This is a genomic window from Okeanomitos corallinicola TIOX110 (genome assembly GCF_038050375.1).
Classification (GTDB): Bacteria; Cyanobacteriota; Cyanobacteriia; order Cyanobacteriales; family Nostocaceae; genus Okeanomitos; species Okeanomitos corallinicola.
Window position 1 is genome coordinate 1,976,965 of the sequence record NZ_CP150886.1, and the last position, 13,826, is coordinate 1,990,790.

The 13,826-nt window shown below is 41.4% G+C and carries 12 protein-coding genes; 3 read left to right on the plus strand and 9 right to left on the minus strand.

Features of this window, described 5'->3' with window-relative positions:
- Positions 1-437: 437 nt before the first annotated feature.
- Complete coding sequence (locus WJM97_RS08675; RefSeq protein WP_353932640.1) at positions 438-3,110, minus strand: RNA helicase; 2,673 nt, start codon at positions 3,108-3,110, stop codon at positions 438-440.
- Between the two features lie 481 nt (positions 3,111-3,591).
- Between WJM97_RS08675 and WJM97_RS08680 the strand changes: the two genes are divergently transcribed.
- Together WJM97_RS08680 and WJM97_RS08685 are read left to right on the plus strand one after the other, a co-directional pair.
- Positions 3,592-3,849 carry an AbrB/MazE/SpoVT family DNA-binding domain-containing protein gene (locus WJM97_RS08680; RefSeq protein ID WP_353933132.1) on the plus strand — a complete coding sequence of 86 codons (258 nt, stop codon included), beginning with the start codon at positions 3,592-3,594 and terminating at the stop codon, positions 3,847-3,849.
- The gene (locus WJM97_RS08685) at positions 3,837-4,160 is read left to right on the plus strand and encodes a type II toxin-antitoxin system VapC family toxin (RefSeq protein WP_353932641.1); all 324 of its coding nucleotides are present in this window, start codon (positions 3,837-3,839) and stop codon (positions 4,158-4,160) included. Before WJM97_RS08680 ends, WJM97_RS08685 begins: the two co-directional genes overlap by 13 nt.
- Positions 4,161-4,472: 312 nt before the next feature.
- Here the strand turns inward: WJM97_RS08685 and WJM97_RS08690 are convergent, their stop codons facing one another.
- From WJM97_RS08690 to lepB, 3 genes are all read right to left on the minus strand, one after another.
- Positions 4,473-6,206 (minus strand): R3H domain-containing nucleic acid-binding protein, encoded by a 1,734-nt coding sequence (locus WJM97_RS08690; protein WP_353932642.1) that lies wholly within the window; start codon positions 6,204-6,206, stop codon positions 4,473-4,475.
- A 50-nt stretch (positions 6,207-6,256) separates the two neighbouring features.
- On the minus strand, positions 6,257-7,429 hold the full coding sequence (gene ldpA, locus WJM97_RS08695; RefSeq protein WP_353932643.1) for a circadian clock protein LdpA: 1,173 nt from the start codon (positions 7,427-7,429) through the stop codon (positions 6,257-6,259).
- A 160-nt stretch (positions 7,430-7,589) separates the two neighbouring features.
- A complete protein-coding gene (lepB, locus tag WJM97_RS08700) occupies positions 7,590-8,240 on the minus strand; it encodes a signal peptidase I (protein ID WP_353932644.1) in 651 nt (216 codons plus the stop codon).
- Between the two features lie 332 nt (positions 8,241-8,572).
- On the opposite strand from lepB, the gene WJM97_RS08705 reads away from it, so the two are divergent.
- A complete protein-coding gene (locus WJM97_RS08705) occupies positions 8,573-9,892 on the plus strand; it encodes a dihydroorotase (RefSeq protein ID WP_353932645.1) in 1,320 nt (439 codons plus the stop codon).
- Here the strand turns inward: WJM97_RS08705 and tsaE are convergent.
- From tsaE to upp, 5 genes are all read right to left on the minus strand, one after another.
- On the minus strand, positions 9,878-10,333 hold the full coding sequence (gene tsaE, locus WJM97_RS08710) for a tRNA (adenosine(37)-N6)-threonylcarbamoyltransferase complex ATPase subunit type 1 TsaE (RefSeq protein WP_353932646.1): 456 nt from the start codon (positions 10,331-10,333) through the stop codon (positions 9,878-9,880). The genes WJM97_RS08705 and tsaE overlap by 15 nt on opposite strands.
- Positions 10,334-10,346: 13 nt before the next feature.
- Complete coding sequence (locus tag WJM97_RS08715; RefSeq protein ID WP_353932647.1) at positions 10,347-11,756, minus strand: gluconeogenesis factor YvcK family protein; 1,410 nt, start codon at positions 11,754-11,756, stop codon at positions 10,347-10,349.
- 300 nt (positions 11,757-12,056) lie between these two features.
- A complete protein-coding gene (locus tag WJM97_RS08720; RefSeq protein WP_353932648.1) occupies positions 12,057-12,335 on the minus strand; it encodes a YggT family protein in 279 nt (92 codons plus the stop codon).
- Positions 12,336-12,458: 123 nt separating this feature from the next.
- Entirely contained in the window at positions 12,459-12,791 is a 333-nt protein-coding gene (locus WJM97_RS08725; protein WP_353932649.1) for a hypothetical protein, read from the minus strand.
- A gap of 72 nt (positions 12,792-12,863) precedes the next feature.
- On the minus strand, positions 12,864-13,514 hold the full coding sequence (upp, locus tag WJM97_RS08730) for a uracil phosphoribosyltransferase (protein ID WP_353932650.1): 651 nt from the start codon (positions 13,512-13,514) through the stop codon (positions 12,864-12,866).
- Positions 13,515-13,826 lie beyond the last annotated feature (312 nt).

Consider the following 13,826-nt stretch of genomic DNA (forward strand, 5'->3'; position numbering starts at 1 on the left):
TACAGTTTAGTAAAGAGGTCATTTTTTAGATTCCATTGGCAAGCTCTATGTAGTATGATAGTTTTTGCTAGGGTTTGTTTGAATTGGGATTTGCTCAATAAATTCAGGAATATAAAAGCTATTTATTCCCCCATTACCTACCAAAAACTTTGTCAGGAAGCCTGAATTACTGTATGGATAATGATCTCATCGCTTTTTTCGCAGGTGCAACTTTACTAATAGTCTATTTAATCTTTTCTGCATTCACAGAGATGGGTACTAAACTGCCCTGGAAAAAATAATTTATTAATGCCTGCAACTTATTTTCAAGGATGGCTAAAAATGAAAGATCCACAAAAAAATCATATCAAAATTGATCCAGCAACAGTAGTTTTAATTGCTTCTGCTTTGATACTTTTACCGTTACTATTTGCTGGTTTCTGGGGGTAGATGTAGTTCTATTCTACAAGTTCATTGACAGGGAATCTATCAATTAATTGCATTGCTCTTTGAGCATTAGCTCGCAAAGTTTCCGGAACAAAAGGAACGTGGGGAATTTGAGATAATAAATCCAATGTTCGGCGTAACAACCTAACTACATCTCCTTCATCTAAAGTAGTATTTAAACATAATTCGCCCCAGTCCATGCCTAATGCCCATTGTTCAACAATGGCGATTAATTCAAATTCTAACCATATAGGTAAGGCGACGTTATAACGACGTTGAACTTGAAATAATTTACGACGGATACCCCGCAGTTTGGCTAAGACATCTGCAACTTCGTTACTGAGGTTAAAACGCACCCTACTATCTGGTCTTGGTGTTTCTATGACTAATGCTGCTGCTGCTGCTGCTAAATGGTGAGGGTCTAAATTATCTAATTCCCCACTAGCGATCGCTAACCCTAACCATAACTCATTTTCACCACGAATTGCGGCGGCCATTTGTCCTAATTGTGTGGGAACTAATTCATCTAACCCATTAAACCGCTGCAATATCTGAATTAAATTTACAAATTCTTCCCAATGTTGTTGGGAATTTTGTTCTATTTCCTCTTCTAAGGTTTCTAACTCCGCTTCTAATTCTACACACCGCGCTCTTTGTTTAAAGATATGGGCAATATTTCCAGCTTGATGTAAGGGGTTATTTTCTAATTGTGCTTGTACTGCATTTACCCGACTTAATTGAGTAGCCAATTCTGGAGGCATATACATAAATTTCGTCGGATCTGGTATGCTTTTAACGATGATTTCTGTCTCTTCATTACCGCGCACAGACTGACCCCGTTTAAAACCCAAATCATCTGGTGGTAAGAGATTTTCTGGTAATTCTATTTTTGGTATTTCTGCATATAAATCAATCACATCTGCGGATGTAGCCACATACCAGCGATTATTTTCTGCTAAACAAATAAAGTAAGCTGTTTGACCTACATCTGGTGCTTTACCAACTAATACAGCTGTTAAAGGTAAAGTCGCTGTCATGGTTTTATCTTTCAAACTTAACAACGTCCCCGATACAGCAAAATCCAACATCATAGAAATCTGCTCTTGTCTATCTTCCCTCGCTTGTTCTTGGAGAGTCCTAAAGATATGACGTTCTACTTTTAAACGTTGTCGGCATTTTTCATATAAAGCCACTTCGTTATCATCAACTGTAGCTATATCAGCATTAATCTTTGCTAACTCTGCTTGAATGGCTGCTATTTCATCATACTCTGGCTTTAAATATAAAGTCGCCATATACTGGCCAAAACTGCGCTCTATTAGTTCCTTAGCTTGTTCTAAAGTATGAGTTTGTAATAAATTTAATACCATCCCATAGCTAGGGGTAAACTGACTAACTAGGGGGTCTGCTGGAGATGTAGCTAAATAAGCTGCTTCTTTTGCCCCTTCAAATGGTGTTTGAATTGTGACAACATAACCCTGTAAATCCATCCCCCGCCGACCAGCACGACCGGACATTTGCAAAAACTCTGAAGCTTTTAACAAGCGGTGTCCGTTATCTGTGCGTTTGGAAAGGGTAGAAATTACTGTTGTCCGTGCTGGCATATTTATACCTGCCGCTAGGGTTTCAGTGGCAAAAACAACTTTGATTAATCCCTGCTGAAATAGTTCCTCAACTAAAACCTTCCAGGCTGGTAGAATCCCGGCATGATGGGCAGCCACTCCCCGATACAAGGGGGCAATTTGTCCCGAACGTCCTGCTTCTGGGTTGCGGGCTAAAAAATTATCAATTTGTCTACGTAATATTTGGGATTCTTCATTATTGACTAACCACAGGTCTCCTACTTCAGCTACAGCTTTATCACAACCTCTGCGGCTGAAAATAAAGAAAATGGCTGGCAGCATATCTCGCTGTGCTAGTTGATTTAGGGTATAAAGAATACTCGGTGCTTCTGGTCTGGCGGCTTTGCCTCGATCCCGTGAACCTTTTTTACCTCTTCTAACTAAACGAGGGTTAATTTTAGTATTGCTTTCATTGAGTAAGGGAAATAAGCCTTTGGGGTTGCAAAAGTGGAATTCTAAGGGAACTGGGCGAAAATCGGAATAAATCAGGTCTGTCGGTCCATGAACGCGGTTTAACCAGTCTGTGAGTTGGTCACTGTTAGCCACAGTAGCGGAAAGGGCAACCAGTTGGACGGCACGGGGACAGTAAATAATGGATTCTTCCCAGACTGTACCCCGTTGACGATCATTCATGTAGTGGCACTCATCGAGGACTACAGCCTCGACATCTACTAAGGAGATGCCAATTTGACCTATGGGTGTGCCATAGAGCATATTACGGAAAATTTCCGTGGTCATGACTAAAATCGGTGCGTCCCTGTTGATGGAGGCATCACCGGTTAAAAGTCCTACCTGATCAAATCCGAATTTTTCCCGAAAGTCCCGTAATTTTTGATTTGATAAAGCTTTGAGGGGGGTGGTGTAAAACACACGTTTCCCTCGCGCCAAGGCGCGATAGATGGCGTATTCCCCTATAAGTGTTTTCCCTGATCCTGTGGGCGCGCAGACTACTACTGAACGTCCAGCATTGAGGGAGGCGATCGCATCGTGTTGGAATTGATCTAGCTCGAAGGGAAATAGCAACCCTAAGTCAAGTTCTGAAGAGGGGGTAGGGTAATTCACTCAATCATCTTTTGCAACCGGAATAGTTCCTATCATAACCTGATTCGTGAATGGTGATGGGTAATTGGTGATGGGTAGTCGGGGATGGGTAATTGGTGACAAACACCAAGTAAATATTTTAACAGATAAATAAGTGGATTACGTAGGACTATGTTCATATATTTGGTATATGGGCGATCGCTACTTGGATAAATAAATATTGCTATATTACTGGAAAATGAAGTATGTTCGATTCAATTTAGAGTAGTTTTGGTAATTTTATTAAAAAACTCTCAAAAAATAAGTGGAGATTTAGAGAAATGCAAATTACCTTAGATATACCTGACGAATTAGCCACCAGATTACAATACTTTGAAAATCAAATACCGCAAATTTTAGAATTAGGAATTAGAGAGTTAAATACTATCAGGTAATCATCCCATCTAATTGATAGAGATATGAATCCATGTTACAATTAAGCTGTTATATAAAAGTTATGCAAATGGAAATTACCAAGCTATCAAGTCAAGGTCAAATTACTATTCCCCAAAATTTAAGAGAACAGTATCAGTGGCAAGATGGTCAAGAATTAATAATAATTAATGTGGGTGATGGAATTTTATTAAAACCTAAAAAAACTTTTCCTGAAACAAAATTAGATGATGTTGCTGGTTATTTGAATTATCAAGGAAAAGCTAAAACAATTGAAGACATGGAACAAGCCATCGCTCAGGGAATAGAAGAATCATGGAATCAATGATTGCTATTGATACTAATATCGTCATTAGATTTATTACTAGGGATGATAAACTACAGTATCAAAAAAGTTTAGCATTATTCAAAACTAAAAATATTTTTATTCCTGATACTGTCATCTTAGAAACTGAGTGGGTATTGCGGTTTGCTTACAAGTTTAAACCTGTAGAAATTTGCCAAGCTTTGAGAAAAGTGTTTGGGTTACCCAATGTTTATTTAACTCATGAGAATTTAATTTTACAAGTTATTGAATGGCATGAAAATGGTATTGATTTTGCAGATGCTTTTCATTTAGTTTCTAGTAGTCATTGTTGAGAGTTTTATACTTTTGATGAGAAATTTATTAAAAAATCTCAAAATTTATCAAATTCAACAGTAAGAAAACCTGATTTGTAAGCTTTGATGGTTAAAGCGATCGCTCTATTGAGTTACCGCTAAACAATTCTAACTGTATAGCATCTTCTGTAGTCCCTTCCTTTTCTATCTTACCTTTATCTTTGCCAAAACGATCTGTAGGTATTAATAATATTGGATAATATTCATGTTCTTCAATTATTCCTGCAAAACGAAACCAGGAAAATTATGAATAACCCCCTCTCCACATCGAAGAGGGGATAAAGGGTAAAATTAAGCCGGATAAATCCTTAACCTGCGATTAGGTTCTTCACCAAAACTATTAGACTTGAGCCGATAATGTTCCACCAACTCATGCTGCATTTTTCGCACTTGGGGAGAACGGGGTAACAACTCCACAGGTTGACCTTTGGGAATAACTATTTGCTCAACCGCAAGTCTTGCTTCCTCCAAAGCATCCATCTCGTCATCACTCCCACTGTGCAAAAACAGTTGTAACTCCTTATCATCGCCTATGTCTGGCTCATCAATATTTAGTAACCGTCGCAAACCCCGACTAATCTGCGGAATGGTACTAGATTTAATCATGTGAATGGGTATGTGACGCGCCTTAGCCATTTGCCTTAACTTAGCGTGATTCTTAACGTGCGATCGCAAAGCCAGAATCGCATCAGAACTATCTAAATCCTTCGTCAACACCACCGGCAAACTCAACACACCAACCACCTGTTCCAACTGGTGACGACTCACCCCATAAGGGTAAATGTGCAGAGGTAAATCTTCCCCATTCGGGCCTGCTAATTTACTGCTTCTAAAATCAACAGTATCCCCATAATTGAAAGATTCATCTAACAAGCGGTCAAACTCACTCTGGCTACCTCTCCCTGCTTCCACAGATAAAGGCGGTAAAGCTACCATTTGTCCAGAAGCACGCCAACCATTCACCTGTTTAACCGCAGGCAAAGAATTTTGCTCACTACCCAAGCCATTTCCACGGCCATTCACCAGAGACAACTGTCTAGTAATAGAAACCTTACCCTTTTCATCCACCATTCGCGTTTGTGGGTTAGGTTGACGACCCCGTAACAGAGTATCAACAGTATCAGCGACACTTTCGTGTACTACCCAACGTTGTCTCTCCGTCATTTCCACAGCAATCTCGAAAGTAGGAGGGGCTTTACGTTCCAAAACCGTCTTTTGTGAACCCCTTCTTCTAGCCTCATCATCTCCCAGCGTTACAGCCTGAATACCACCTACCAAATCAGAAAGGGTAGGGTTTTTAATCAGATTCTCAATTTGATTACCATGAGCAGTACCAACTAATTGTACACCCCTCTCCGCAATTGTACGGGCTGCAAGAGCCTCCAATTCTGTACCAATTTCATCAATGACAATCACCTCCGGCATATGATTTTCCACCGCCTCAATCATCACCTGATGTTGTAATTCTGGCTTTGCCACCTGCATCCGCCGAGCGCGACCGATAGCCGGGTGAGCAACATCACCATCTCCAGCGATTTCGTTAGAGGTGTCAATAATTACCACTCGTTTATTCAGGTCATCGGCCAACACACGGGCAATTTCCCGTAAAGCAGTAGTTTTACCCACACCAGGACGACCCAGCATAAGTATGGATCTACCAGTTTCCACCAAATCGCGGATCATGCCAATAGTCCCAAACACAGCCCGACCGACACGACAGGTCAAGCCAATAATCTTACCACTGCGGTTACGGATAGCGCTAATGCGATGTAAAGTTTGCTCAATTCCAGCCCGATTATCTCCGCCAAATGTTCCGACTCGTTGAATGCAATCATCTATTTGTAATTGAGTAACGGGAGTTTCGCTCAGATACTCAGCCTCATGGGGAAACCGCGCTTCTGGGCGACGACCTAAATCCAAAATCACCTCAACCAAATTATTGCATTGAGGATGATTTTCTAGCTTTTGCTTGAGGTCTTGGGGCAAAATGTCCAGTAACTTTTGGAGATCTTCTGTAATCGTCATGCTTTCTATGGTGACGTTGTGAGAGATAACGAATGAGCAATGAAAAGCCCTTACTGTGACTTAATCTGGGAAACGAGAGAATTAGCAAGTTCTACCGCTTGCCAGAGTAATTCTGGATTTTTTTCCAAGCCGACACTTGCCTGAATACCAGTGGAACTCACCTCCTGATTTTCTAACTGTTCAAAAATGGGTGACAGCAACACACGGGCGTAGCTACCATAAGCCACACCAGCAATGAACGCAGAAGACAAGTTTTCCCCCTTGCTCCCTGCTACGCCACTTTCTCCACTTGGGGAAACCCCAAGACCGCAGTGGCTCCCCTTCTCCCCTGTCTCTTTCAAAAGCTCCATCGCCTTCAATTTCGGGACAGTGTAGCTATTAGTACCCCCTGCTAACTGCACATATCCCGGTAGGTTTGCTGTCAAAACTTTTTGCCCTAACTTAATCGTGGCAATGGTAGTACCATCTCCAATATCACCACTCATCGAGCGCCCGTCTGTTTGCCAAATTAATTCTTGGCAGTGCGGGGTGATTAAATCATAAATTGCTTGCAGATAATCAATTAATCCTTCACCATCATTACAACTGATAGCTACTAACTTTAATTTATTGATCCAAGGAGCGATACCTGTCCACAAACGCTGGAAATCTGCCAAACGCCCGACTTTTGTATGAATTTCTATAGCATCTATTCCCGTTGACATAACCAGTGGTGCAATTGCTCCCGGCGTTGACACATAAGAAGATGTGAAAATTATCTCATAAGGACAAGCAGGAACGCAACGCCCACAGCCATAACATTTGTCGGTAATAATTCCTGAAAAGCTATCTTTTTGATTGTTAAAAACTATAGCCTGTGCTGGACAAATTCTTTCACAGGGTCTAGGACAATTTGCCGGACAATATTGAGGATTAAATTCTGCTTTTCTAAAATGGGGATCTTCGCCATCGTTGAGGCTGACCATTAATAGGGGTAAATTCCCTTGCCAGCCAAATCCACGGGCTTGAGCTTCTTCAACCAAGTCTTTAGCCACCTGTAAACCTTCGTGGACAGCAGCAATAACTGCCGGATCAGCTGCCACATCTATGCAGTCAGCACCAGCCAAAGTGTAGGCTATGGTCAAATTTCTAACCGCAGGTAGATGTTGGAAACTAGCTCCACAAATCAGTTTGAACCAGTGTCCTTGTTTTAGAGATTGCAAAGGGGCTAACAGTTTAGTCACTCTTCTATTATGCTGTTTTCCCTCTCAAAATTGCAGTCTGTAGTTAAGAAAAAGTCTAATTTTTTTTATAAGGGGGCAGAGGAGTGGGGTAATGGGGAGGATGAATAACCCAATTAATTCCCAATGCCCAATACCCAATACCCAATACCCAATACCCAATTCACTTTGCAGATGGATACAAGGGTGTATCATCAAGACCACCAACTTTGTTGAGAGGCCAGAAACGAACTACAGCGCGACCAATAATGTTTTCCCGTGGGACTAAACCCCAGCAACGCCCATCATAACTACTACTACGGTTGTCACCTAATACTAGGTATGAATCTGGCGGGATGGTTTCTGGTTGAGCTAGAAAAGGGGGCTGAGTTGCTGATGTACAAACCTCAACAGATGTCTGTATGGAGGGAGATAAATATTTATCTTCTGGGAGAAGTTGATTATTAATATAGACTTTGCCATTTTTAATTTCTACTTTTTCTCCAGGCAGACCGATGATTCTTTTAATAAAGGCATCATTGTATTTTTCTCTTTTTAATTCTTCTGTGGGAGAAAATACGACGATATCTCCCCGTTCAGGGTCAGCAAATCTATACTTCACCTTATCAATGATGATTTTGTCTGCTTTCCACTGATCTTGTACACCATGTAATGTGGGTTCCATAGATCCCGTAGGAATCCAACGTGCTTCAGCGACGAAGGTACGAATTCCCAAGGCAAGAAAGATACTTAGAATAACAGTTTTACTTAGCTCGACAATCCAAGAATTATTGGGTTGTTGGCTAGAGTTTTTATCAGACACTTGATTTTGCATGAAATTACTTAAATTTTAGAGTTAAGAGGCAAGCACTGAACTTATTGGGGAAGACTCTATTTATTATCTTAACTAGATATTGTTGTTTTCCTTTGTTTTCCTGAGCAAGATATAAGATCAGTTTGATATGGGAACATAGGTGACAGGTGACAGGTGACAGGTGACAGGTGCTACGCCACGCTCCGCTATCAGCAAGCCCTATATATCTTTCTTTTGTACGGGTGAATGGCCGTTTGCCCCTCCTGACTCATAAATTAATTTTTTTAACGCACACTACAAGATAAAACGGATCACTGTTTACTGTTAACTGAGAACTGTTAATTGACAAATTCATGTCGTCTCCAAAAAGTTTACTAATTCGCCAAGCACGTCTAGTTTTACCTAATGGTGAGTTTATGGTGGGGGATGTGCTGACCCAAGGGGGTAAAATTGTTGAGGTAGCCTCAACTATAGCTAATGCCACACCGTCCCAAGAAATTGACGCACAAGGTTTAACTTTGTTGCCTGGGGTGATTGATCCCCAAGTACATTTCCGAGAACCAGGGTTAGAACACAAGGAGGACTTGTTTACGGCTAGTTGTGCTTGTGCTAAGGGGGGTGTTACTTCCTTTCTGGAAATGCCCAATACTCGACCTTTGACTACTAGCCAGTCGGCTTTGGATGACAAACTCCAACGGGCTGCTAGTAAGTGTGTAGTTAATTATGGCTTTTTTATTGGGGCAACTGCGGATAATTTGCCGGAGTTAATTTCTGCCCTTCCGACTCCAGGGATTAAGATTTTTATGGGGTCTATGCACGGTGATTTGCTGGTTGACCAGGAAACGACTTTAGAAAATATTTTTGCCCATGGTAGTCGTTTGATTGCTGTTCATGCTGAGGATCAGGAGAGAATTAAACAACGTCGTCAAGAGTTTGCAGGAGTTAGTGATCCGGCTGTTCATTCCCAAATTCAAGATAATAAAGCGGCTTTGCTGGCGACTCAACTGGCTTTAAAACTCTCTAAAAAATATCAACGACGGTTACATATTCTGCATATGTCCACAGCGGAGGAAGCTGAGTTATTGCGTGTAGATAAACCTAGTTGGGTGACGGCAGAGGTAACACCACAACATTTGTTGTTAAATACTGATGCTTATCAAACTATTGGCACTTTAGCACAGATGAATCCACCGTTGCGATCGCCCCATGATAATCAGGTACTTTGGCAAGCTTTACGGGATGGTGTGATTGATTTTATCGCTACTGACCACGCCCCACACACTTTAGAGGAAAAAGGCAAAACCTATCCTAATACTCCTTCTGGTATGCCTGGTGTGGAAACTTCTTTACCTTTGATGTTAACTTCGGCACAGGAAGGAAAATGTACTGTTGGTCAGGTTGTAAAGTGGATGTCTAAAGCTGTAGCTCAGGCTTATGGTATTCCTAATAAGGGAGAAATTACTCCTGGTTATGATGCTGATTTAGTCTTGGTAGATTTAAATAATTACCGACCTGTGAAAAATGAGGAAGTTTTAAGTAAATGTGGTTGGAGTTCCTTTGAGGGTTGGAATTTAACTGGTTGGCCTGTAACTACCATTGTCGGTGGTGAAATTGTTTATGACCAAGGAAAGGTAAATACGCAAGTTCGCGGACAGGCTTTACAGTTTGTGTAAAAAATTTAGCTGGCAGTTGAAAGGGATAATTTCCACTTGACGAGTGCCATTTTCACCATCAGTTAAAGCAATTTTGACATAACTCTCTGGGAGATAGGGCATTCGTTCCGCCCATTCAATGGCCACAATTCCCAGTTCTACTTCTATTCCTTCCCAGTAACTTTCTAGATTTAATCCTGTTACTTCTTGGGGTTCTAAACGATACAAATCTAGGTGATATAAAGGAATACGTCCTTCGGTGTATTCATTAATTAAGGTAAAAGTAGGACTAACAATTGAGTCAGTAATTCCTAAACCTTTACCAATACCTTGCACCAAGGTAGTTTTACCAGCGCCCAAATCACCCTCTAATAAAATCACAGTTCCAGCAGCTAGGGTTTCTCCCAGATTTATACCTAACTGCTGTGTTGCTTCTGTATTGGGAAGAAAGAGTTTAGTCATTGGGAATTGGTGATTAGTTGTCTAATTTTGACTTTTGACTTTTGACTTTTGATTTCCCCAAGGGGACTCCACTGTACCATTTCAATAACACCTTAGCCAGTTTCTGGGGGTCGTGGCGGACAAAGCCCGTTTCATCTTCATGTATGACGTTGGCTGGTACTATTCGTCTTCCCAGTTGGGTGACAGTTTCCCTATCTAAGAAAACGGGATGAGAGTTTTGTTGGGCGTAGCGAATTAAAGCTTGGGCGGATGGGGATTTTTTATGTACCAAGACTGCATCAAATAACTTTCTATCTCCGCAAGCTGCATCAATAGCTTTGATATGTTCAGCAACTGTAAAACCTTCTGTTTCTCCCGGTTGGGTCATGATATTGCAAATATAAATCCGGGGTACTGTAGTAGCTGCGATCGCATCGGCAATTTCTGGTACTAATAAGTTAGGTACTAAGCTGGTGTACAAGCTACCAGGACCAATGATAATATAATCAGCCTCTTTAATTGCTTTAATTGCTGCGGGTACAGCGGGAGGATTTTCAGGAATACAACCGATTTTGGCGATTTTTCCCCCAGCTTTGGGAATACTAGATTCACCTTCAATTCTGCGTCCATCTGCCATTTCTGCCCAAAGACGCACATCACTGAGGGTTGCTGGTAAAACTTGTCCTCTGACAGCCAGAACTTTAGAACTAGCTGCAACAGCCCTTTCTAAGTCTCCAGTAATGTCACTCATGGCAGTTAAAAATAAATTACCAAAACTGTGACCTGTTAAACCATCCCCTGCGCGGAAGCGATATTGAAATAGTTCTGTTAATAGCTTTTCTTCATCTGCTAGTGCAGCCAAACAGTTGCGAATATCTCCCGGTGGTAAAACCCCAAATTCCTGGCGTAATCTACCAGAAGAACCACCATCATCAGCTACAGTAACAATAGCTGTAATGTTGGCACTATAGGTTTTTAAGCCTCTGAGTAAAGTTGAAAGTCCAGTACCGCCACCAATGACTACTATTTTTGGACCCCGGTACAAGCGGCGATATGCTAGGAGAACGTCTATTAGTTCTTCGTCGTCCCCTTGAGGTCTTAATACTTCGGTGATTGAACCTACTGTGCGAGATTGTCCCCACAGTAAGAGTAGCAAGCCAATGATTAAAACCAAAGGCCCGCTAACGTAGTTAGGCAATATCTCTGTCAGAAATCCCAGCAAACCTCTGAGAAACTCTAACGTCCAAAAAATTGGGGTTAGCTTAATCCAAATAGCCAACCCCAAACTTGCCAGTAAAACACCTCCAATACTGACTAGAAACCAGCGTTTTACTGATATTCCAGGGGATAACCACTTAAACCACTGGTTAACCCGATGGGAAGTGCGGCCATGTGACTTGAGTTGTATTGCGTTGAGGGCTTGTCTAAGAAAACCGATTGACATACCTAATAGGGAACAGTGGTACAAACAATGTTTAACAGAAAATGTACACTACCTGGTTTGAAAATCAAGGGTGAAATTAATAATAAATCCTGCAATTAGCAGAACAATTCCACAATGAATATAAAAATTGCTTATAGTCGCCGTAGGGCATTGGCAGACTTGAAACGGGCCGGGAAAACAGGTGAGACTTGCTGACAGCAATGGTATTGTCAATACTCCAAATCCTGCTAGTTGTAAAAACCTACATCCGTCAGCCCTGCTTCCCCGGCCAGTATCAAACCGGGGAATTACTGATATTAATTAAAGTCCCTGAATTAATGTCATCCGACTCAGATTAGCTAAAACACTACCCACAACATTGAGTGCCAGGAAAGCTAAAATGGGTGAAAAATCCATACCACCCAATGGGGGGATAATAGAACGAAATAGATTGAGATAGGGATCACTAACTTGGCTTAAAGCCGCGAATGGTTGATTAGACCAATTGATTTGGGGAAACCAGGTTAATAAAACCCGAACAATTAGCACATAGCTATAAATTTGGACAAAACTTGCCAAGGTGTCAAAAAGTAAATACATAGTTAGGTGAGTTTTCTACTAAAAGTCAAATGCGGTCTTATGTATTGATTTTAATCGAGTTGATGTGATCAGAATCTTCCCATCACATCTAAGATAGGTTTTTCTCCATAAAACAGCTTCTATTCATGAATCTTGGGAGACAGCGCTTTCGCCTTGTGAGGATGAACCGTTAACGTTACCGAGCTGATCTCGCACATCATCAATGGTAGCGTTGAGTTGGGCAATTTTATCTTCTAGGGATCGCCTTGCGCTTTCCATTTCTAAATCTTCACTGGCTGCTGATCGCATCTGTCTTCTTTTGCCTTTCTTGCCTTCTACCGCAACATCAGCAATGGTTTCATCTTCTGAGGAATTTTCCCGGCGAGATGCCAACACAGAACCCAAAACCCCACCAACTACACCACCAACAATAGTTCCCAGTAAAAAGCCACTGGCAAAACCATCTTTTTGACTCATAATTTTCACCGCCTTTAAGAAAGCAAATTTACGATATTTTCGCTAATTTTCTGGCTTTAAAAGCATCTTCGCCTAAGTTCCAAAAATGCGATCGCCAGCATCCCCTAAACCTGGGATGATAAACCCTTGATCATTGACTTGGCCATCAATTGTCGCACTGTAAACCGTTAAACCTGGATAAGCAGCACTTAATTTTTGTAAAGCTGGTGGTGCAGCAACCACACACACAACTCTTGTAAATGCCGGATCAACACCTCGTTGTATCAATTCTGCCATTGCTGTCATTATAGATCCTCCCGTAGCCAGCATTGGATCGGTAATTAACACCCTCGTTTCTGGATCTAATTTTTCTGGCAGTTTATTCAAATAACAAGAAGGTTCTAAAGTTTCCTCGTTTCTGACCAAACCCAAATGATAAATTTTGGCTAAAGGCAATACAGTCTGCGCTCCATCTAATAAGCCTAACCCAGCCCGGAGAATTGGCACAACTGCTACAGGTATTTGTGGATCTATGACAGTCCCTGGGCAAGCTGCTAAAGGAGTATCTATCATAGTATCTTGCGTCACTAGCCAATCCCGCGCCGCTTCATAGGTTAGCCATCTTCCTAATTCAACAATAGCAGAGCGAAATAAAACTGAAGGCGTAGCTGCATCACGAGCTACCGCCAACCAATGCTTAATCAAGGGATGGGGTGGAACATAAACCAGCAATTGTTGAGTCATAGCCAAAAAAGCGTAGCCTGTCGTTATGTAGAAACTGAAACCCTATCATACTCTTTTGGCGTGTGGTTGAAGTAACAAACCAGTTTCATCACCGAGCAACAGGCAAAAGGCAAAAAATTATTGAGATTTATTTTCAATAGTAGTTGACATATTTTCTCAATCAAGGCTATATTTATTTATAGTGTTCTCCTCTCTTTAAAGGATCGGCAGACGGGATCAGCCAGCGGTAGCGGGCTTGTCCCTCTTTTTTTTCACCTACACTCTCAGAACCTAATTTTTCTGCCTACCTGTCTTAAAATTACGAATTACGAA

Coding starts and splice junctions, on each gene's coding strand:
- WJM97_RS08705 (WP_353932645.1), top strand. CDS start 8,573: ATGTCGTCTCCAAAAAGTTTACTAATTCGCCAAGCACGTCTAGTTTTA.
- WJM97_RS08685 (WP_353932641.1), top strand. CDS start 3,837: ATGGAATCAATGATTGCTATTGATACTAATATCGTCATTAGATTTATT.
- WJM97_RS08720 (WP_353932648.1), bottom strand. CDS start 12,335: ATGTATTTACTTTTTGACACCTTGGCAAGTTTTGTCCAAATTTATAGC.
- WJM97_RS08680 (WP_353933132.1), top strand. CDS start 3,592: ATGGAAATTACCAAGCTATCAAGTCAAGGTCAAATTACTATTCCCCAA.
- WJM97_RS08715 (WP_353932647.1), bottom strand. CDS start 11,756: ATGTCAATCGGTTTTCTTAGACAAGCCCTCAACGCAATACAACTCAAG.
- tsaE (WP_353932646.1), bottom strand. CDS start 10,333: ATGACTAAACTCTTTCTTCCCAATACAGAAGCAACACAGCAGTTAGGT.
- lepB (WP_353932644.1), bottom strand. CDS start 8,240: ATGCAAAATCAAGTGTCTGATAAAAACTCTAGCCAACAACCCAATAAT.
- upp (WP_353932650.1), bottom strand. CDS start 13,514: ATGACTCAACAATTGCTGGTTTATGTTCCACCCCATCCCTTGATTAAG.
- WJM97_RS08725 (WP_353932649.1), bottom strand. CDS start 12,791: ATGAGTCAAAAAGATGGTTTTGCCAGTGGCTTTTTACTGGGAACTATT.
- WJM97_RS08690 (WP_353932642.1), bottom strand. CDS start 6,206: ATGACGATTACAGAAGATCTCCAAAAGTTACTGGACATTTTGCCCCAA.